The sequence below is a fragment of the Streptomyces sp. CC0208 genome, from assembly GCF_003443735.1.
In the GTDB taxonomy this organism is placed as follows: domain Bacteria; phylum Actinomycetota; class Actinomycetes; order Streptomycetales; family Streptomycetaceae; genus Streptomyces; species Streptomyces sviceus.
This window is the reverse complement of record NZ_CP031969.1, coordinates 3734272-3752180: the sequence shown is the minus strand read 5'-3', so window position 1 is coordinate 3752180 and position 17909 is coordinate 3734272. Positions and strand designations below refer to the sequence as shown.

The following is a 17909-nucleotide window of genomic DNA, read 5'->3' as shown; positions in this document are numbered from 1 at the left end:
GTTGTACGTCCCAGGAGCTGACCATGTCCCTCTCGTACGTGTCCGGCCACGACTACGACGGCGCGCCCGTGCTCGTGGAACCAGAGATCGTGCGGCTGGACGGTGAGGTCCGCGAGGTGTCGGTGCCGCCGCTGGTCCCGCCGGTGACCCACGGCTCGCTCGCCGACCTGCCGTTCGACAACGCGCAGGCGGCGCCGGAGCAGCGGGTGATGAGCCGCCGTACGGACGACGGCCGCTGGGTCGACCTCACGGCGGCCGAGTTCGCCCAGCAGGTGCTGGCCGTGGCGAAGGGGATGATCAGCGAGGGTCTGATGCCGGGCGACCGGGTCGCGATCATGGCGCGTACGAGGTACGAGTGGACGCTCCTCGACTTCGCCGCCTGGGCCGCGGGCCTGGTGACGGTCCCCATCTACCCCACGTCCTCCGTCTTCCAGACCCGCTTCATCCTCCAGGACTCCGGTGCGGTCGCCCTGGTGACGGAGACGGCCGCCCAGGCCGCCGCGCTCGGTCCGGAGCTGAGCCGTCTCCCCGACCTGCGCCACATGTGGATCATGGAGAAGGGTCATGTGGAGCGCCTGGGAGAGCTCGGCCAGGCCGTCCCCGAGCAGGAGATCGGGGTCCGGCGGGGAATGCTGGGCCCGGGCACGGTCGCCACCGTCGTCTACACCTCCGGCACCACCGGCCGCCCCAAGGGCTGTGTGCTCAGCCACGGCAACTTCCTCGCCGAGATCGACAACGCCATCGAACTCCTCTACCCCGTCTTCAAGTCGAAGTCGGACGAGGCGGACCTGGCGACCCTGCTCTTCCTGCCCATCTCGCACGTCTTCGGCCGCATGGTCGCCATCGCCTGCGTCCGCGCCCGCGTCCGCCTCGGCCACGCGCCGAGCCTCCAGGCCGAGGACCTGCTGGCCGACCTGGCCAGCTTCAGACCGACCTTCCTCCTGGTGATCCCGTACATGCTGGAGAAGGTCTTCAACAACGCCCGCGCCAAGGCGGAGAGCGGCGGCCGGGTCACCGTCTTCGACCGTGCGACCAACGTCGCCGTGCGCTACGGCGAGGCGATGGAGTCCCGCCACGCCGGTACCGGCTCCGGCCCGGGCGCGGCCCTGAAGGCGGCCCGCACCTTCTACGACCCGCTCGTCTTCCGCCGTATCCGCAACGCCATGGGCGGCCGCATCCGGCACATCATCTCCGGCGGCTCCCCGCTCGGCCGCCGCCTCGCCGCGTTCTACGCGGGCGCGGGCATGGAGATCTACGAGGGCTACGGCCTGACGGAGTCGACCGGGGCCGCGACCTGCACCCCGCCCCTCAAACCCCGCCTGGGCACGGTGGGCTGGCCCATCCCGGGCACCCGGATCCGGATCGCGGCGGACGGCGAGATCCTGCTCAACGGCGGTCAGGTGTTCCGCGGCTACTGGGACCCGTACGGCGAGGGGGTGGCCCCCGCCTCCGCCGACGGCTGGTTCCCGACCGGTGACATCGGACAGCTGGACGACGAGGGCTATCTGACGATCACGGGCCGCAAGAAGGAGATCCTGATCACGGCCGGCGGCAAGAACGTCGCCCCGGCCCCGCTGGAGAACTGGCTGCGCTCCCACCCCCTGATCTCGCAGTGCATGGTCCTCGGCGACCGCCGTCCCTACATCTCGGCCCTGATCAGCCTCGACATGGACGGTGTCAACCACTGGCGCCAGATGAACGGCAAACACCCCGTCCCGGCCGAACTCCTCGTCGACGACGAGGAGTTGAGGCAGGTCCTGCAGCGCGCGGTGGACGAGGCGAACAAGATGGTCTCCCGCCCCGAGTCCATCCGCCGCTTCACCGTCCTGCCCACCGATTTCACCGAGGCGGCCGGCCACCTGACCCCGTCGATGAAGCTGCGCCGGGAGGCGGTCATGCGGGACTTCGCGGGGGAGATCGAGGGCCTGTACGTGAGGGAGTGACCCGTCAGCAGCGGTCCGCCGGTACCGCTCGCTCGTCGTGGCCACCGCGTGCCGGTCCTCGCGGGCCCCGGAGGCTGTTCGCGCTGTCGACGGTCGTGGTGACCCGGCCGTGGGAGGTGTTCAGATACCCGCTGACCTTCAGGTGGTCCCTGCCGGCCGTCTTCCCGGCACGCGCAGCGCTCTTGTGGCGGGGGTGGCGAGCCCGACCGGCAGGCGCCCAACAGACTGGCCCGTCCTGGCTGCGGATCTTCCTCCATGTCGTGTGAACGAGTGCTCTGCGGCTGTGGGCACGGCCCCGCTGCCCTGCGCCCCGGCCGCGGCTGTCGTGTCGGCGGGCCAGGGCGGGGGCCAACGTGCGCATCAGCCATACGTCTGCATCCTGAAGCCCGGTCACTCCCTCAGTCCCAGGCCCACAGCCCAAGGGAGGTCCTGTGATCGTGCTCGCGCTCGCACTGCCCCTCCTGATGACGGCCGTCCTCTTGTAGGAGGCCAGGCGCTGGATCACCCGGCAGACGGTCGCGGGTGGGGTTCCGAAAAGCGCGAGCTGCCGCATGTTCGGGTTCGCGCGGCAGTGGACCGCCACCAGCAACTTCCGCCTGGCCAACGGGAACCGCTATAGCCGCTCCCATCCCAGACGTCATCGCGCGTTCTCGCGCCACCTACACCCGCTCAGCCCTCAACGCCTCAGCCACACAACGCAGATGTCCTCTACGAGGGAACACGTATGACCCACGGCCGCCCACCACTCAACGCTACTGGTAGTGTTCGCCCGGTCACGCTAGGCAACTAGCCGCCACATGTGAGCAATGAAGAAGCGAGGGTTTCATGCGTAGGTTTCAGCAGGTCGTCATCGCAGCAGCAGTAGCGGCCGGCGGCCTGTCCGCCATGGGTGCCGGAACGGCTGCGGCTGACACCGGCAACGGATCGCAGGTATTGGACGTTTACCGTCCCTACCAGGAGTGCAGCCCGCAGACGGTGTCGGAGAACGATGTTCCGATCGGTGTGCTCGGTCTCGGTCAGACTCTGGACACCACCTGCGGCCAGTACAACACCGCCTTCACTGGCTGAGGTCACAGGCGCTCACCGCCGTGACGGTTGGTATGGGGTCCCTCCCGGCCCCGAGTCCTCGCCAGTTCTCCTGGCCGAAACCAAGGACACGCACTACATGGTCAGCAGAAAATACTTCGCGGCCCTCCTCGGGTTCATCGGCGGGCTCGCCGTGGCATCCACCGGCATCGCCTATGCGCACGTTGCGGGGGGTGCGGCACCGTGCACTTACACCCTCCAGGGCGACGTCGTCTGCGTGCAGCACATCGAAGGCAAAACCCCCGGAGACGGTGGCCCCATTCCTCATCAGGAGACCTGCCTGCCGGTGGAGGCCCTGACGCTGCCTGCCCCCACAGGCAATGGCACGACACAACTCGGCCCCAAGGTGACCTGCTCGACTGCCACATCTGAGACACCTCAAATGATTGGCAGGCACCGGGAACCGCTCGACCTCCGGCCCTGAGGAGCGTGGCGGCTGAGGCCTCACCCTGGCCTCATTGGCGTTCGTCATCCAGGGCACCGGCGCGCCAGAACTCGCAGATCCCGAATGACTACACAGAGTGTGTTTATGATTACCTTGAGTATTCACTCCAGGTGCACACCTGGTCAGGAAAGGGTCATGTAATGCGTAAGTTTCAGCGTGGTGCGGTTGTAGCAGCGGCGATCATGGGGCTGTCCGCCCTCGGTGCCGGCATCGGCTTCGCCGACGGCAACGACGGCGCGCCTGTGCCGGTCACCGCCGTTGCCAACTCGTCTGCCAACGCCGTGGCCGTCGGGGGTGGCTACTACTTCCAGCCGCAGGCTGCCCCGCAGGAGCAGGCTCAGCCGGAGGCTGCACCGCAGGAGGAGGCTCAGCCGCAGGAGCAGGGCGACAACGGCTGAGAGCAGGACTCGCCGCGGCCTCACTCAGCGTCGGGGATGCGTAACAAGCGGTGCGCTGAGTGACACCCGTGGTGCAGGTAGCCCGGACGCCGGTATCGCGTCCGGGCTACAGCCATCCCGCCAGCGGGCAAGGGCTCATTTTTCTTGACAATCTTCCACTAAAGGAATGCAATACATGCTCTTTTCGCAGAAGACTGCGGCCGCCGCAGCATTCGTCGGAAGCCTCGCGGTCATTTGCCTCGGCGCTACACACGCCCATGCTGAAGAAAACTCGGATGGCTGCCCCACTGCCGTGCAGGAGGGTGTCATGTGCGTACAGAAGGGAGAGGCATACGTCGACGAGGACGGCACGCACATTGTCAAGCAGGACCAGCAATGCTCGACGACAGATCGGCCGCACGTAGTCACGCAGCAGGATCAGCTGTTGGGGAGCGAAACTGTCAAGACGGGACCAGTTGTGGAGTGCTCCAACACGGCCAAGCTGCCTGAAGGATTCAAGAAGCCGCACATCAATTTTTGAGCGCGTATGGGAAATGCTGGTCCGGGAAGGGACTCCGGGCCAGCATTTCGTCTGAGCGTTCCATCCGGATCTGTGATGACCTGGACGTTCAGGCGGGATCAGCGTCCCGTCGACGACTCTTCGGGCGAGATGAGCCACCCACACCGGCGCCCTCCGGCGGGCTACCAGCCGGCCAGTAATCCGCGGCTCAGGGAAGATCAGTGGCAACGGGGCGGGGCTTCAGTTGACACCTCCACCGCGGCTTGTGCTTTGACTGGCAGCACGAGGAATCGGTGGCCACCTACGGAACCAGCAAGGCTCCCGTGCCGGTGGGTTGAGACTTCGAACACCTACCCCAGCGGCACGGGAGCCTTCTGCGTTGTGGCACGGCGCCTGTCAGCGGCCAAACTTGTTGTTGCAGCCCATGCTTGAGCCCAATGATGTCTGCTGGGCGCCTGGGTTGCCCTCGCCGTTCAGCAGGTTGCCGCCCAGCCCGTTGCCGATGCCGACCTGACCGAGGACGTCGATGTTGCTGTCGTGCGACCGGCAGGTGCTGCTCTGCGTAATGTTCAGGCTGCCACTGTCGCCGCCCCAGCCCTGATCAGCATGGGCGACGCCGGCGCCCAGAAGGCCAAGGTTCCCGAGTACGGCCATCAGGAATGCGACCGTACGGAACTTGCGCATGTTGTCTCCAGAAGACGTGAGGTGAAGGGATCCACGGAGGATCGCCTTCTGTGGACGGAGGGTGAAACGGCGTCGGAAGCGAGTACCTGGAAACGTCCAGCGCTGCGCCGCGTCGGAAGTGACTTGGTGCACGTGAATGGCCCCGGCACGTTGCCTGGGGCCCAGTGCCGGGACCATTCACTGTTCTGCGTTTTTGTGCCGGAGGGGACGTCAGAAGGCGCTGTTGTTGCAGCCCATGGTGGAGCCGATGTCGGTGGACTGGGCACCCGGGTTGCCTTCGCCGTTGAGGGCGTTGCCCAGCAGGCCGTTCAGCACGCCGACCTGGCCGAGGATGTCGAGGTTCAGGTCGTGCGACTTGCAGTTGGAGCTCTGGGTGACGCTGAACTGGTCGCCGCCCTCGCCGCCCTCGCCGTGGCCTCCGGCGTAGGCCGTACCGCCCATGAGTCCGATGCTGCCGATGGCAGCGGCCACGACCGCAACGTTGCGAAGCTTGCGCATTTCATCTCCGAGGGTGAGTGTTTGCGATCCACACCAGATCGCGATTACAGGGTGTGACTGTAGCGACAAAAGCCGCAAAGCGGACAACGACACGCCGACCTGGTGCCGCCGAGGAAATATGTAAGCCATATCGCGGAGTCAGCTGAACCCTGTGGTCCGCGGTTGTGGGGCGACGTCGACGTGAACGTCCGTCAGCGCTGCACGCTGGCGAAAGAGTTCGACTGGCTGTTGGCCTGGGTGCACTCAACGCCCCGCGTCTGGGAGGCGGCAAGCAGGGCGACAGGGACGTTGGCGTCGAGCAGGGTCTGAGGGCTGCACTCCTGGTAGGGACGGAACAAGTTGGCCTGCCCCGCTGAAGCGCCCTGTTGCTGCTGCGGCGCTGCAGGAGAGATGTGCGGGCTGACCTGCGGGTTCACCTGCGGGTTCACCTGCGGGGAAACCTGAGTGCCACGGGAAGGTGCCGGTTGCTGCGGAGCCGGTGAGCCATAGGTCTGCGCGGTCGCCTGAGCGGAGGACGCAGAGGCAGCCTGGGCGTCGGGCTGGGAAACCGGGGGCGGCGCAGCGCCGTTGGGGGCGGATACGGTGGCGGCGGAGCTTGCGCCGGCGCCGATGCCGGACAGGCCGCTGGCTGCTGCGGCGACGAGCGCGACCTTGTGAAGCATGCGCATGTGTTCCTCGGCTCTTCAATTGACCTGTGTACGGAGCGAATGACCGACGGGGCAGCGCCGGTCCTTCGCTGTCCTTGCTGCCCTGTTCGGCTGCGATGGGCCATTCCTATCGCCCCGTGGGGAACGACCCAGGCTTCAACTCGACACGGTGGCCGGGGGGTTGGTCACCCGTTTGACGCAGGGCATGAGACCCGGGTCGGTGGACGGCAAATGGGTGATGAGTCATGGAATGCCGTGACCACGGGGCAGACACGTCGTTCCCCGTAGGAGAGGGCGGCTACCCACTTCAGCAAGGGCACAGGGCCTGCTATCCGTAGCCTCCGGCGCGATGCGAGTAACGCACCAACTGCACGCGTGACCGCATTGAATGCAATTGACTCACATTTCAGGTAACGAAGGGCCGAGGGTTTCATGCGGAAGCTTCACAAGGCCGCGCTCATCGTCGCAGCAGCCAGTGGTTTGGCCGGCGTGGGCGCTGGTAGCAGCTATGCCAACCCCTCGGAGGGGCAGCTCAATGCCACTCCGGCTTCGGTTCCGGATCAGCCGGCTGCTCCGGTCGGCGCTCCCGAACCGGCGCGACAGGCTGCTCCATCCGGGCCGCAGCAGTCCGGATTCGCCTCGGCCTCTGCCTCATCGCAAGGCACGGCCCAGGCCTCCAGTTCACCGAACCTGCAGCAGGCCGCGCCCGTCCAGCAGGCCGCGCCCGTTCAGCAGGCCGCGCCCGTTCAGCAGGCCGTGCCTGTTCAGCAGCCTGCGCCCGTCCAGCCGGCGCAGGTCGTCCCGCAGGTCATGCCCCAGGTCATGCCGCAGGTGGCGCCGCAGGTGGCAGTACCCCAGGCGTACGCCGAGCCTCCGATGGCCGTCGCTCCGCAGGTGAACCCGCAGCTCAACCCTCAAGTGAACCCGCTCGTCAACCCGACGATCACACCTGACAGCGCGCCCCAGCTGGCTCCGGTCGGCCTCGGGCAGATCGCGGCGCCTCCCATCGGGCAATTGGGACTTCCTCGCCTCGGCTGATAGCTCGCCCTCTACGCACTCCGCACACCTGAACTTGACATACCGGTTTTCGCATCCGCCCAAGGAGCTTCAAATGCGCAAGTTGCACAAGGTAGTTGTTCTGAGCGCCCTTCTCGGCAGTATCGGCTCCGTGGGTGCCAACTCTGCCTTCGCACACGGCGAACCGGGCCACGACACCGGCAGCGACTTCGACATCACGCAGGGCGTCGAGTGCCGTTCGCACGACATGAACATCGAGGTGCTCGGCAGCGTCGGAGCCCTCACCGGCCTGGCCGGCAACTTGCTGAACGGCGAAGGGGCCGCAGGCGCACAGCAGAGCCACCTCGGTTCCGAAATGGGATGCAACAGCCGGGCGATCTGACCGAGTTGGGACGCAGGGCTTTCATTCCGTCAGCGCGGTGCCCCTGCTGATCCGCGCCCATGGCTTCTTGCCTGTGCACTTTTTCGCTTTGGCCGACGCCACCCTGCATCGCTGCTGCGCGGAGGCGGCGTGGACGAATGATGCGTCCACGCCGCCTCCGTTTTCCGTGGGGCTCGCAGGACGGCACAGCGGGCGTGCGTTGCCTTGTGCATATGGGATCAACCGCATCGTCCGAGTGCGAAGTGCCGTGCAGATCACATGCGTCAGGCCCCAGAAGGAAGTGCCTTGACCTCCTGGGGCCCCCGAAAAGGAACGCACCTCATTCAACGACTCTATGCTCGAGAGGTTATGGGCAGACCGGCTGCTCTCGCGCACTGCGACGATGTCGGGCTCAAGGTCAGTACCTTGGACGGAAACGGCGGTACAAGATCGCACCCGCAAAGATGGACATGACGCTGCCGGCGAGGGCGGGAACAGTCACATCTGCTCCTGTGTGGGCCAGCGTGGACCTCGCCGTATCCGGGATGTTCCGAACGGCATGGTGCCCGGGGGCCGGCTGCGACGCCCGGGGTTTTGGGTTCGTGGTCTGACGCGGAATGTGGGGATGCGTGTGGTGGCCGTTGATCGACTGGTTGTTGAACGCCGGGTTCCCCACGCCGACCGCGTTGACGCTGTTCCCAGAAACGTTCAACGGAAGATCGATCGGCAGTTGCAAGCCGTTGCCCGAGATCAGCCCGGGCGAGTCCGTGACGCGGCCGTGCGTCGACGAGGTCTCACTTGACGAGTATGATCCACCGTCGGTTTCCGCACCGGCGGTCTTCACAACCTCCCGGTTTTCGCACGCGTTGCCCATGGCCGGGTTGAGCAGCCCCACGACATCCACCGTGTTGCCGCAGAGGTTGAGCTCCACAGACAACGGAACCTGGAGGTTGTTCCCGGAGAGCACTCCGGGCGAACCGGCCGCCGTGGCCGCGGCGTCAGCACCGTCGGCTGCGAAGGCGGCAGACGCCGGAAGTGCCACGGCCATCGCGCCGGATGCGGCGGCAACGGCGAGCACACGGTTTTGCATGGCCCGTCTCATAGATCCTTACCTTTCTTGCATCACTGCGGGTACTTACCCGCATGTCTGTAAACGCTGGAAAAGCAACGGGGTTATGGCGTGGCCCCTTCCAAGTCGCTGTACTGGGTTAAGGAGCCCCGTCAGCTGATCGATCATGTGACTGTCGGCCTGTGACGCGGTTTGCTTCCTTGCGGGAGTTCACGGCATGATCCTGAGCCGTACGTCGTGTCGCCGGAGCAATACCCGGGGCTTGTTCCCCTCTCTCACCAGGGAGGGGAACAAGCCCCGGGCCGGCCTCTTTGAAGGGTGGCCAGTCCCGGGCCATCAGGCCCCTCTCCTGCCACGGCGAGAACGGCCGATGTCCGAGGGTCGCCGACCACCGAAGGGAAGAAGGTGGTCAGAGGCCGCCAGATTGCGGACGTGCCGTGCTGCCTCTTCAACGACACTGCCCGCTATCCGTCACGCCCCATTCGCCGCCCCACGGGGGTCCCCCCAACCACCGCGGGCGGCAAGGCGGTGAATAGCCGCTAGATAGGGAGCGATGGATGAGTCGTTTCACCACTCGACGTGTCACAATTCTGCTGGTTCGCGGGCGATATGGCACATGGCACTCGCACACGACTCCACGTTGATCAGATCTGTGCTTTTCCGACAAGGAGACGCCACTGTGCGAATTTCTGATATTCAGCGCTGCGAGGTTCGGCCCGGACAGCTTGTGGAGTGGAGGCTCAGCCCTGAAACCGTTGCGGCCGCGGCGGCACTGCCGACGGATCCTCGGCCCCCGGCGTACATCCAGGAATCACACATCAGAACTGCGCGGTCGGTGCGCGAGGGCGGCTTGTTCGTGCCGACCTGGCTCGGTACGGCTTTCGACCTAGCCGGCCAGGTGGACCTTGATCTGCTGGAACAGGCTCTGCGCGGCTGGACACTGCGCCACGAGACGCTGCGCAGTGGGTTCAGGTGGGTCGGCGACGAGATGCACCGGTTCACTCTCGACGAAGACGACGTCACACTCCAGCGCGAGGTGGTTGGTGTCTTCACCGATCCGGACCTGCTGGTCCGGCATTTGCAGGACCGTTTCGACGAGGCGGCAGACGCTCTCGGTTGGCCCAACCTCATCTACGCGGCGATCGTCCGGGAGGACTCCACCAGCGTGTACCTGGCATTCGATCACACCAATGTCGATGCCTACTCGCTGCAGCGTATCCCGGCTGAGGTTCATGAGCTGTACACAGCGCTTGCCGCAGGGCGGCCCTCCACCATGACGCAGGTCGCCAGTTACGTGGACTTTTGCGAGCAGGAGCGGGCGAACGCCAACACCATCGACGACACACACGCGATCGTCGCGCGCTGGCGGGAGTTCATCGGCCGGTGCGACGGAAGGCTTCCGGAGTTTCCTGTCGATCTCGGCCTGCAGCCCGGTGACCAGTTGCCGGTCCAAAAGTTGATGCGCGAGCCGCTCGTCGATGCGGACGCGGCCGCGGCGTTCGAGACGTATTGCCGACCTTACGGCGGCAGCCTGGTGGGTGTCCTGGCCGCGACCAGTCTCATCGTCCACGAACTTGGTGGGCAACCGGTCTACCGCACGGTCGTGCCGTTCCATACCCGACTGAAGTCCGCATGGTCAGAGTCCGTGGGCTGGTATGTCGGTGGCGCGCCGATCGAAGTACCTGCAGCACCGGACTTCGACGCCGCTCTTGCCTCTGTCCGGGCGCAACTGCAGGCGAATCGGTCGTTGGCGCGCATTCCTCTGGCCCGGGTTCTGCACCTTCTGGGCGAGGACTTCCGCCCTACTTCACCTGATCTGTACTCGATCGTTTCATATGTGGATGCCCGCCTCATTCCCGGTTCGGCCTGCTGGACCGAACAGAAGGCGTATGGGTTGCTCCGTGTGTCGTACGGCGATCAGGTCTGCGCCTGGGTCAACCGGCTTCACGAGGGACTGTGGCTCGCATGTCGGTACCCGGATACAGACGTCGCTTGTAAGAACGTACGCCTCTACATTGAGAAGCTTCGAGAGCTGATCATGTCGGTTTGTCCTGCTCCCCGTCACTAGGGCCTGTCTCCTTGATGGGGACACTGGCTGCCCGGGCGGCCCAAGTCCCATGGCCGACCTCGTCGGACACGCCCGCGGCCGTGCGTCGCTGGGTGTCGTGGGCCCATTTCTCGGGCAGGAACAGCTCCCATCCCAACGGGCCGGAAACACGATCGGTGGCCGCCTGCACGCTGACGGCGACCTGGCAGTCGGCCCGCTTGCCCAACGCTCCGCAGTACTGCCGGGCCGCCCGCACCGATGCCCGCGGCGATCCGCCGCCGTTACCGGCGTCCACGGCGACTGGTTGGCGAACTGCTGCACGGCCTGCATGTTCCCGTCCGGCAGCCGCTGAGCCATCGGCTGGATCGACTTGCGCCGCACCGAGGCGAACCTGACGAAGCACTACTGGGGCCGGCTCTACCGCGCCTGATGGCGAGCCCGGCTGCCCGATCCACAGTGACGGCGGCAGCCAGTACAGCCTCGGCCCAATTCTGTGGCTGCAGACAGTTTCTGCGCCCTGCTCAAGGAAGAGATCGGCATCCCGCATCTGGCGCGACCGGGCCACCGCCCACGCCGCGACCAGGCAGTGGCATCGAACATGCCCTCGCGGCATGACAGAGGAGAGTCCAAGATCTCGAGGAAGAGTCCTCAGGAGTCGCAGAGGGCGATGCCTTTGACCTGCCCTTTCAGGAACGGCCGTTGGCCGGCTTCACAGACAGGAGTTGCGCTCGGGCGGAAGTCCGAAGCCGCGGTCCGACGGGGCTTTACCGACAGGCGCCTCCCTGGGCTGCTGTCGATGCCGGCGCAGTGAGCGCCGGGGTGGCCTGGTCAGAGTGATTTGGCGTACCAATTGCTGGAAACACGCCAAGGACGCGAAGCTCGGCAGCGCAGCCGCGGCTCTGGCCATGAGGTCGCTGGGGGCCTGGGCGACACACATGGCCATGGCGATGGCAGAGAACACCAGGACCACGCACCAAGAGTGGAAAGATCGACGCTGGTGCAGTGCGTGTCGCAGGATGGACAGCGACGCCACCAGCCAGGGCCCGAAGACCAGCAGAGGCCAAAAGGAGGCGACACTGCTCTCGGTACGGCCCGTCGCGATGAACATCAGCGGGTCGTAAGCGATCAACCCGCCGAACACGCTGACCGTCGACGCGATGACGGTCGCTGCTGCGGCAATGCAGTAACTGAGAGTGAGGAGCTTGTCCTGGCGTCGCTCCCGTGTTTTGCGATGGCCCCGGGTCGCGGCCTTCGCGGGGCCCAACTCTGCGGTGATCTGGACCAGCGTCTCTCGGTGGGAGCTGGGAGTCGGGGGCTCCTCACCGCGCGCGGCCTGCACTCTGGGCTGCTCGGCCTCGGCAGCATCCCGCAGCATATAGGCCAGTTCCTCTGCGGGATCCCAGCCTGACTCCTGCTGCATCAAAGGCGGATACAGAGTTCCAACGGGTTCCTGATATCCGCTGGCTCCCTCATAGCCGTAGGCAAATTCCGCGGAGAAACCCGGATGGGGGGTTGTTCTCTCGTCGTACATGGGGTGGCTGCCCGTCTCGTTGCACCAATACTCAGATCTCCAACTCCATCCAGCGTCTTGAAAGACCCTCTTCCAGAACGTTCAAGGCGTGCATGAGATCCTGCAGGTCCTTCCCGGTCACATCCAGCGGGACGGACAGTCCTCCCTTCGCGAGAATCCCGTGCACGGTGTCGTCACGTCCGGGTTTCGGGATGTAAGTGAAGGGGCCCATTCGGGTGACTCGGTATCCTACTGCGGGCGTCCTCTTCGGGAGAGGTTTGATCATCAATTCCCTGATCGGCTTCGTCATGTAGCGACTAACGGCGGCACCTCTTGGCGGATGCGCTCTGAACGGGTGAATGAATAGCCCGACAAACACGTTGTTGCAGGGACCGGACCGACCTACAGGCGATCGTATGAGACAGCGGAAGATTTCAAATTCCGCAGGCAGAGACGTGCCCCGCAGGCCCCGAGTGGCCTATGGCGGGCCAGATCGGGCCGGCTCAGGGCCTGTCAGCTTGGGATGCCGGAATCATTTTCGGAAATTGCTGATGTCGGCGACCGGGTACTCTCTTCGGCGTAATCGAGTGGATGTATGTTGCGCCGCGGGCGGATACTATCCCCCAGTACGTCGATCATATGTTGATGTCGGCGCAGTCCCATTGCATCGTTATGATGCAGCCGCCGATAGGACAGGAGTACTGAGCCGAAGGTGAATGCAGATGCACTCACGATAAATGTCCATACCGCGGCGTCCCGCATACCGTCTCCATCTTTCGTAAATTTGGCGCCGACACATCGCAGACATGAATTCCGGCCTGAACGGGTATCCTCGTGGTGGCCGAGGATTACACCTTCGACGTTTGTCTGCGGGCCGGGACGACCGAGGCCGCATTGACGGACCTGGTGAATACTGCGGGTTGATCTCCGCCCGTGGCAGCGAGCCGGCGGACCCGGACGGCCTGGACAAGGCTCGTAATCCGGGTTGTCGAGCAGCGGAGTTTACGGAGGAGCCGCCAGGACTTGAGGTGGCAATGGCTTGTTCGACCAGTGTGCGGATCCTTGGGTGGGACGGTTGTCGGTCTGTTTTGGCCGGTGGAGAGGCTGTCCCGTAGGCCGCGGTCAGGGAGACGGACTGTGCCGGTCGCGCCCTGGTAGCCCTTGTCGGCCCAGCAGGTGATGGCGGCCTCGGTGAGGGCGTCTCCGCAGCACGACCTCCTTGAACTGGGCTTCGCGACGGTGGCTTCGCAGGTTTTGGTGTGCGGAGTACGAGGGGGCCGCGTGGGCGCCGCCCTGGCCACCGCCGACCTCAACCGGGACGGATACGCCGACCTGGCCGTCGCCGACGGCTTCGAGCACATCTACATCTACCGGGGCGGTCGACAAGATGACCCAGGACGCCTGGTTCCTGCGCGGCGGCTCCGCCGGCCCGACCACGAAGTACCGGCTCTCCCAGTTCACTTCGGGCGTGGCCACCGCCGCCACGAAGAACGACGGTTTCGGCTCCGACCTCTCCGCGGGTGACACCGACGGCGACGGCTACCCGGACCTCGCGGTCAGCGTGCCCGAGGAGAAGGTCGGCGCCGTGAAGTACGCGGGCGGACAAGGACCTGCTGGTGTCGAGCACGTACTACAGCCCGAGCCTGATGCTCCCCGGCACGGAGTCCGGCGTCGGGACGGCGGGGGCTCGCGAGCTCAATGTGATCGCGCAGTTGCCGCAGTAGGGGAGAGAAAGGCCGACCAGGCCGTGGGGGAGAGGGTGAGGTGAGGGCCGGTGGGGTTCTTGGAGTCGCGGAGGTGGATGGTGTGGGGGGTTGCGGCGACTTCGAGGCACTGGCCGCCCTCGCCGCTGCTGTAGCTCGACTTGAACCAGTTCAGCTTCTCTATGGTCATCGCTCTTCCAACATCTTCTCGATGAAGTCCAGGGACTCGTGCGGGTTGAGGGCCTGAGCTCGGATGATCCCATAGCGGGCGGCGAGGATGCGTACCTCTTCCCGGCCGGTGATCAGCCGTGGGTACCCCTGACTCTCCATGTACACCACTTGCTCCTTGCCCTTGGGAGTGAGCAGGGTGAACGAGTTGTCCAGGCAGGGGTGCTCGTCCCGCCCCGTCGGCATCACCTGGAGCTGCACATTCCGCATCCGCCCGATGTGCAGCAGCCGTCGAAGCTGACCCGCGTGCACGGCGGGGCCGCCGATCGGCCGTTCCAGTACAGCCTGTTCGAGGACGAAGCTGCATTCCGGCGGCGGCCACTTCTCGAAGAGCTGCTGACGGGAGAGCCGGTCGGCGACACGCTTCTCGATGGTCTCCTCGTCCAGCGGCGGGTGCCGTTGCGTGAACACGGCCCGGGCGTAGTCCTCCGTCTGGAGCAGGCCCAGCACACCCATCGTGCTGTAGTCGTACAGGGAGACCGCCTCGGCCTCCAGCCCGGCATAGTTCCGGTACCACTCCGGATGCCGCGTCCGAGTCTTCGCCATCGCCTCCTCGACCTCGGGAAGGACCTCCTTCAACAGACCCCCGGCGTCAAGGAGTTCGTCCGCCTTGATCAGGACCTCCGGCCGAAGTGTCCGTACCCCCCTCTCCATGGAGGACACCGCGTCCGGGCCGTACCCCACCAGCTCCCCGAACTCCTTCTGCGTCAACCCCTTCCGCTCCCGCAGAAGCTTCACCATCTTGCCCAGCGCGACGAACAGCCCCGCCGTACCGTCCGCCTCCGCAGGCGTCTCCGGCCTCCGCTCACCCACACGCCTCACCCCTCCCACGCGACAACCCGTACACCGAACCGACCGCACCCGTACGGCTACTCAGCGTCGCCGAGTCACACCTGGTCAGCGTAGAGACAACCCAGCACGCTCAGTCACGTGAACGCCGAAATCTCCACCCCCACCGACGAACTGACCCAGCGTCTGAGCTCCACCCCGCGAGGCGCCCGCCTGGCCCGCAGACTCACGGCCACCCAGCTCGCGGAATGGGGCCACCCCCACGACGCCGACGTGAACGACACCGCGCAGCACCTCGTCGCCGAGCTCGCCGCCAACGCGGTGACCCATGGCCGCGTACCCGGAAGGGACTTCGAGCTGCGCCTCCTCCGGCTCCCGGGGAACACGCTCCGTATCGAGGTGAGCGACGCGCGAGGCGATCGCCGGCTCCGGTTCGTCAACGACGAGGACGGCGAACACGGCCGGGGCCTGATTCTCGTGACCCTCCTCGCCGACACCTGGGGCGTCACGGAGCGGGACGTCGGCAAGACGGTGTGGGCCGAGATCGGGCTCGGGTGATGACGCCGACGATCGGCTCCACAGGCGCGCTTCGCCCGGGGGCTTCGGGCGCAGCGTGAGCGGTGGGATGCGGGGAAAGGAATGGTGACGGTCTGCCGGCAGTGGTGAGGAGATACATGCCTGAGCGGCGGCTTCACGGATGTTTGGGAACGGTGATGGGGCTCGCTCTCGCGGTGCTCACCGCCATGCTTCTCGGCAGAGCGCTGAGCGCCTGCGACGCCGGCGTCAACGGCGCGGCGAACGGTACGTTCCTCATCGTTCTTTTCATCCCGTCCCTCTGGGGCCTTCTGACCCTGAGTTGGGTGATGGTGGGAGTTGTCCTGGGGAGACTGGCCCTCCTCCATGCACTCGCCCTCACGGTGGTGCTCCCCGCTCTGTGCTGGTGTGCTGTCTCCTTCTTCTGGGGCGGCGCCACGTACGAATGTCCCAGCGGCGTACCACCGTGGTGGCCCGGCTTCCTGCCCGCTCCCGGATTCTGAGCTGAGGGCCTGTACCCCCGCTCGGCGGGACGCCCTCGCCGTCCTCCACACCTCTTGACTTCTCAAGACCCCCGCGCGACGTTCCGGACCTCTTCGTCCATACCAACCGCAGGGGGACCCGACCATGAGCGTGACCCGAAGACACCTGCTGGCCGCCGGCGCCGGGGCGGCCGTAGCCGCCGGGGTGCAACAGGGCGCGAGCGCCGCCGACTTGCCGCCTCTGGGTACGTACGACGTCGTCGTCATCGGTTCCGGCGCCGCCGGTATGACCGCCGCGCTCACCGCCGTGAAGCAGGGGCTCAGCACCGTGGTGCTGGAGAAGGCTCCCACCTTCGGCGGGTCCGCGGCCCGGTCCGGGGCCGGGATCTGGATCCCGAACAACCCCGTCCTCCTCGCCGCCGGTGTCCCGGACACCCCCGCCAAGGCGGCCGCCTACCTCGCCGCCGTCGTAGGACCGGACGTCCCGGCCGCCCGGCAGCGGGCCTTCCTCACGCACGGCCCCGCGATGATCTCCTTCGTCCTGGCCAACAGCCCGCTGCGGTTCCGCTGGATGGAGGGGTACAGCGACTACTACCCCGAGCTCCCGGGCGGCCTGCCGAACGGCCGCTCCATCGAGCCCGACCAGTTCGACGGCAAGCTCCTCGGCGCCGAACTGGCCCACCTGAACCCGCCGTACCTCGACGTCCCCGCCGGACTGGTCGTGTTCAGCGCCGACTACAAGTGGCTCGCCCTGTCCGCGGTGAGCGTCAAGGGCGCCGCCGTCGCCGCCGAGTGCCTGGCGCGGGGCACGAAAGCGGCCTTGCTCGGGCAGACCCCGCTCACCATGGGACAGTCACTGGCCGCCGGGCTGAGGAAGGGCCTCCTGGACGCGGGCGTGCCGGTCCGGCTCAACACCCCTCTCACCGAGCTCTACGTCGAGAACGGCACCGTCGCCGGAGCGGTGACCCCGGGCGGCCTCTACCGTGCCCGCCGGGGTGTGATCGTCGGGTCCGGCGGCTTCGAGCACAACGCGGCGATGCGGGCCCAGTACCAGCGCCAGCCCATCGGCACGGAGTGGACCGTGGGCGCGAAGGAGAACACGGGGGACGGCATCCGGGCCGGGCAGCGACTGGGCGCCGACGTGGCGTTGATGGACGACGCCTGGTGGGGACCGGCCATCCCGCTCCCCGGCGACCCGTACTTCTGCCTCGCCGAACGCACCCTGCCCGGCGGGCTCATCGTCAACGCGGCCGGCCGGAGGTTCGTCAACGAGGCCGCCCCCTACAGCGACGTCGTCCACACCATGTACGACCGCAACCCGACCGACCCCGACATCCCGGCCTGGCTGGTCGTCGACCAGAACTACCGCAACCGGTACCTCTTCAGGGACATCGCGCCGACCTTCGTCCTCCCCGACGACTGGTACGGCTCGGGTGCCGCCCACAAGGCATGGTCGTTCGACGCCCTGGCCGGGTCCATCGGCGTCCCGGCCGCCGCCCTGCGGACCACCGTCGACCGCTTCAACTCCCTTGCCCTGAAGGGCGACGACCCGGACTTCGGACGCGGCGACAGCGCCTACGACCACTACTACACGGACCCGTCCGTCCTCCCGAACTCCTGCCTGGCCCCGCTCTGGCTGCCCCCGTACTACGCCTTCCGGCTCGTCCCGGGAGACCTGGGCACCAAGGGCGGCCTGGTGACCGACGCCCGCGCCCGTGTCCTGCGGCCCGACGGCTCCGTCGTCCCCGGCCTGTACGCCGCCGGGAACGCCAGCGCGGCCGTCATGGGCCACAGTTACGCGGGCGCGGGCTCGACCATCGGACCCGCGATGACCTTCGGGTATGTCGCGGCCCGGGATCTCGCCGGGGTGCTCTAGAGGAGGTCCCCTTCTTGAAACCTTGAAGATCCCTTGACGCCAAGTATCTGGCGTAGTTCACCAGTTGGGGCGAAAGATCATCGGCGACGGCTG

General features: G+C 66.4%; 20 protein-coding genes and 3 pseudogenes. 12 read left to right on the top strand and 11 right to left on the bottom strand.

Annotated elements, in window-relative coordinates; genetic code table 11:
* The first annotated feature begins 23 nt into the window (after nucleotides 1-23).
* Nucleotides 24-1943 (top strand): AMP-dependent synthetase/ligase, encoded by a 1920-nt coding sequence (locus D1369_RS17015; protein ID WP_007383924.1) that lies wholly within the window; start codon nucleotides 24-26, stop codon nucleotides 1941-1943.
* 490 nt (nucleotides 1944-2433) lie between these two features.
* Here D1369_RS17015 and D1369_RS44770 read toward each other — a convergent pair.
* Nucleotides 2434-2550 (bottom strand): annotated as a pseudogene (locus D1369_RS44770) (IS5/IS1182 family transposase); the annotation flags it as partial.
* A 218-nt stretch (nucleotides 2551-2768) separates the two neighbouring features.
* Between D1369_RS44770 and D1369_RS17005 the strand changes: the two are divergent.
* The 4 genes from D1369_RS17005 to D1369_RS16990 all read left to right on the top strand — a co-directional run bounded on the left by D1369_RS17005 (nucleotide 2769) and on the right by D1369_RS16990 (nucleotide 4392).
* Nucleotides 2769-3011 carry a hypothetical protein gene (locus tag D1369_RS17005; RefSeq protein WP_007383925.1) on the top strand — a complete coding sequence of 81 codons (243 nt, stop codon included), beginning with the start codon at nucleotides 2769-2771 and terminating at the stop codon, nucleotides 3009-3011.
* Nucleotides 3012-3108: 97 nt separating this feature from the next.
* Entirely contained in the window at nucleotides 3109-3453 is a 345-nt protein-coding gene (locus D1369_RS17000) for a hypothetical protein (RefSeq protein WP_007383926.1), read from the top strand.
* Nucleotides 3454-3614: 161 nt separating this feature from the next.
* The gene (locus D1369_RS16995) at nucleotides 3615-3872 is read left to right on the top strand and encodes a hypothetical protein (protein ID WP_007383927.1); all 258 of its coding nucleotides are present in this window, start codon (nucleotides 3615-3617) and stop codon (nucleotides 3870-3872) included.
* 175 nt (nucleotides 3873-4047) lie between these two features.
* Entirely contained in the window at nucleotides 4048-4392 is a 345-nt protein-coding gene (locus D1369_RS16990) for a hypothetical protein (protein WP_050789738.1), read from the top strand.
* Nucleotides 4393-4767: 375 nt separating this feature from the next.
* On the opposite strand, the gene D1369_RS16985 is transcribed toward D1369_RS16990, so the two are convergent.
* From D1369_RS16985 to D1369_RS16975, 3 genes are all read right to left on the bottom strand, one after another.
* Nucleotides 4768-5055: a hypothetical protein gene (locus D1369_RS16985; RefSeq protein ID WP_007383929.1), complete on the bottom strand. Its 288-nt coding sequence runs from the start codon at nucleotides 5053-5055 to the stop codon at nucleotides 4768-4770.
* Between the two features lie 210 nt (nucleotides 5056-5265).
* Nucleotides 5266-5553, bottom strand: a complete 288-nt coding sequence (locus tag D1369_RS16980; protein WP_037901053.1) for a hypothetical protein — start codon at nucleotides 5551-5553, stop codon at nucleotides 5266-5268.
* Nucleotides 5554-5744: 191 nt separating this feature from the next.
* Nucleotides 5745-6215: a hypothetical protein gene (locus D1369_RS16975; protein ID WP_237557657.1), complete on the bottom strand. Its 471-nt coding sequence runs from the start codon at nucleotides 6213-6215 to the stop codon at nucleotides 5745-5747.
* 417 nt (nucleotides 6216-6632) lie between these two features.
* On the opposite strand from D1369_RS16975, the gene D1369_RS16970 reads away from it, so the two are divergent.
* Both D1369_RS16970 and D1369_RS16965 read left to right on the top strand, forming a co-directional pair.
* A complete protein-coding gene (locus tag D1369_RS16970; RefSeq protein WP_007383932.1) occupies nucleotides 6633-7238 on the top strand; it encodes a hypothetical protein in 606 nt (201 codons plus the stop codon).
* Between the two features lie 73 nt (nucleotides 7239-7311).
* On the top strand, nucleotides 7312-7599 hold the full coding sequence (locus D1369_RS16965) for a hypothetical protein (RefSeq protein WP_007383933.1): 288 nt from the start codon (nucleotides 7312-7314) through the stop codon (nucleotides 7597-7599).
* 397 nt (nucleotides 7600-7996) lie between these two features.
* Here the strand turns inward: D1369_RS16965 and D1369_RS16960 are convergent, their stop codons facing one another.
* Entirely contained in the window at nucleotides 7997-8668 is a 672-nt protein-coding gene (locus D1369_RS16960; protein ID WP_237557658.1) for a chaplin, read from the bottom strand.
* 658 nt (nucleotides 8669-9326) lie between these two features.
* On the opposite strand from D1369_RS16960, the gene D1369_RS16955 reads away from it, so the two are divergent.
* Nucleotides 9327-10715 (top strand): condensation domain-containing protein, encoded by a 1389-nt coding sequence (locus D1369_RS16955; protein WP_037901059.1) that lies wholly within the window; start codon nucleotides 9327-9329, stop codon nucleotides 10713-10715.
* A gap of 49 nt (nucleotides 10716-10764) precedes the next feature.
* On the opposite strand, the pseudogene D1369_RS16950 reads toward D1369_RS16955, so the two are convergent.
* From D1369_RS16950 to D1369_RS43870, 4 genes and pseudogenes are all read right to left on the bottom strand, one after another.
* Nucleotides 10765-11072 (bottom strand): annotated as a pseudogene (locus D1369_RS16950) (transposase); the annotation flags it as partial.
* Nucleotides 11073-11403: 331 nt separating this feature from the next.
* Nucleotides 11404-12225 (bottom strand): DUF2637 domain-containing protein, encoded by an 822-nt coding sequence (locus D1369_RS16945; protein WP_007383937.1) that lies wholly within the window; start codon nucleotides 12223-12225, stop codon nucleotides 11404-11406.
* A 31-nt stretch (nucleotides 12226-12256) separates the two neighbouring features.
* Nucleotides 12257-12514: a hypothetical protein gene (locus D1369_RS16940; RefSeq protein ID WP_237557659.1), complete on the bottom strand. Its 258-nt coding sequence runs from the start codon at nucleotides 12512-12514 to the stop codon at nucleotides 12257-12259.
* A gap of 622 nt (nucleotides 12515-13136) precedes the next feature.
* Nucleotides 13137-13406 (bottom strand): annotated as a pseudogene (locus D1369_RS43870) (transposase family protein); the annotation flags it as partial.
* Between the two features lie 185 nt (nucleotides 13407-13591).
* On the opposite strand from D1369_RS43870, the gene D1369_RS16925 reads away from it, so the two are divergent.
* Entirely contained in the window at nucleotides 13592-13972 is a 381-nt protein-coding gene (locus D1369_RS16925) for an FG-GAP repeat protein (protein ID WP_007383940.1), read from the top strand.
* On the opposite strand, the gene D1369_RS16920 is transcribed toward D1369_RS16925, so the two are convergent.
* Nucleotides 13900-14097: a DUF397 domain-containing protein gene (locus tag D1369_RS16920; RefSeq protein WP_007383941.1), complete on the bottom strand. Its 198-nt coding sequence runs from the start codon at nucleotides 14095-14097 to the stop codon at nucleotides 13900-13902. The genes D1369_RS16925 and D1369_RS16920 overlap by 73 nt on opposite strands.
* Nucleotides 14094-14948, bottom strand: coding sequence for a helix-turn-helix transcriptional regulator (locus D1369_RS16915; protein ID WP_007383942.1), 855 nt, complete (start codon nucleotides 14946-14948; stop codon nucleotides 14094-14096). The genes D1369_RS16920 and D1369_RS16915 overlap by 4 nt, the downstream gene beginning before the upstream one ends.
* Before the next feature lie 117 nt (nucleotides 14949-15065).
* Between D1369_RS16915 and D1369_RS16910 the strand changes: the two genes are divergently transcribed.
* From D1369_RS16910 to kstD, 3 genes are all read left to right on the top strand, one after another.
* Nucleotides 15066-15482, top strand: a complete 417-nt coding sequence (locus D1369_RS16910; RefSeq protein WP_007383943.1) for an ATP-binding protein — start codon at nucleotides 15066-15068, stop codon at nucleotides 15480-15482.
* Nucleotides 15483-15637: 155 nt separating this feature from the next.
* Entirely contained in the window at nucleotides 15638-15961 is a 324-nt protein-coding gene (locus tag D1369_RS16905) for a hypothetical protein (protein WP_037901064.1), read from the top strand.
* Nucleotides 15962-16085: 124 nt separating this feature from the next.
* Nucleotides 16086-17816 (top strand): 3-oxosteroid 1-dehydrogenase, encoded by a 1731-nt coding sequence (gene kstD / locus D1369_RS16900; RefSeq protein ID WP_007383945.1) that lies wholly within the window; start codon nucleotides 16086-16088, stop codon nucleotides 17814-17816.
* The last annotated feature ends 93 nt before the right edge of the window (nucleotides 17817-17909 follow it).

Bases quoted from the DNA above. Each gene is read 5' to 3' on its own strand.
- D1369_RS16980 (WP_037901053.1), bottom strand. From the start codon at position 5,553: ATGCGCAAGCTTCGCAACGTTGCGGTCGTGGCCGCTGCCATCGGCAGC.
- D1369_RS16965 (WP_007383933.1), top strand. From the start codon at position 7,312: ATGCGCAAGTTGCACAAGGTAGTTGTTCTGAGCGCCCTTCTCGGCAGT.
- D1369_RS16970 (WP_007383932.1), top strand. From the start codon at position 6,633: ATGCGGAAGCTTCACAAGGCCGCGCTCATCGTCGCAGCAGCCAGTGGT.
- D1369_RS17000 (WP_007383926.1), top strand. From the start codon at position 3,109: ATGGTCAGCAGAAAATACTTCGCGGCCCTCCTCGGGTTCATCGGCGGG.
- D1369_RS16975 (WP_237557657.1), bottom strand. From the start codon at position 6,215: ATGCTTCACAAGGTCGCGCTCGTCGCCGCAGCAGCCAGCGGCCTGTCC.
- D1369_RS17005 (WP_007383925.1), top strand. From the start codon at position 2,769: ATGCGTAGGTTTCAGCAGGTCGTCATCGCAGCAGCAGTAGCGGCCGGC.
- D1369_RS16990 (WP_050789738.1), top strand. From the start codon at position 4,048: ATGCTCTTTTCGCAGAAGACTGCGGCCGCCGCAGCATTCGTCGGAAGC.
- D1369_RS17015 (WP_007383924.1), top strand. From the start codon at position 24: ATGTCCCTCTCGTACGTGTCCGGCCACGACTACGACGGCGCGCCCGTG.
- D1369_RS16920 (WP_007383941.1), bottom strand. From the start codon at position 14,097: ATGACCATAGAGAAGCTGAACTGGTTCAAGTCGAGCTACAGCAGCGGC.
- D1369_RS16985 (WP_007383929.1), bottom strand. From the start codon at position 5,055: ATGCGCAAGTTCCGTACGGTCGCATTCCTGATGGCCGTACTCGGGAAC.
- D1369_RS16905 (WP_037901064.1), top strand. From the start codon at position 15,638: ATGGGGCTCGCTCTCGCGGTGCTCACCGCCATGCTTCTCGGCAGAGCG.
- D1369_RS16995 (WP_007383927.1), top strand. From the start codon at position 3,615: ATGCGTAAGTTTCAGCGTGGTGCGGTTGTAGCAGCGGCGATCATGGGG.
- D1369_RS16945 (WP_007383937.1), bottom strand. From the start codon at position 12,225: ATGTACGACGAGAGAACAACCCCCCATCCGGGTTTCTCCGCGGAATTT.
- D1369_RS16925 (WP_007383940.1), top strand. From the start codon at position 13,592: ATGACCCAGGACGCCTGGTTCCTGCGCGGCGGCTCCGCCGGCCCGACC.
- D1369_RS16940 (WP_237557659.1), bottom strand. From the start codon at position 12,514: ATGACGAAGCCGATCAGGGAATTGATGATCAAACCTCTCCCGAAGAGG.
- kstD (WP_007383945.1), top strand. From the start codon at position 16,086: ATGAGCGTGACCCGAAGACACCTGCTGGCCGCCGGCGCCGGGGCGGCC.
- D1369_RS16960 (WP_237557658.1), bottom strand. From the start codon at position 8,668: ATGCAAAACCGTGTGCTCGCCGTTGCCGCCGCATCCGGCGCGATGGCC.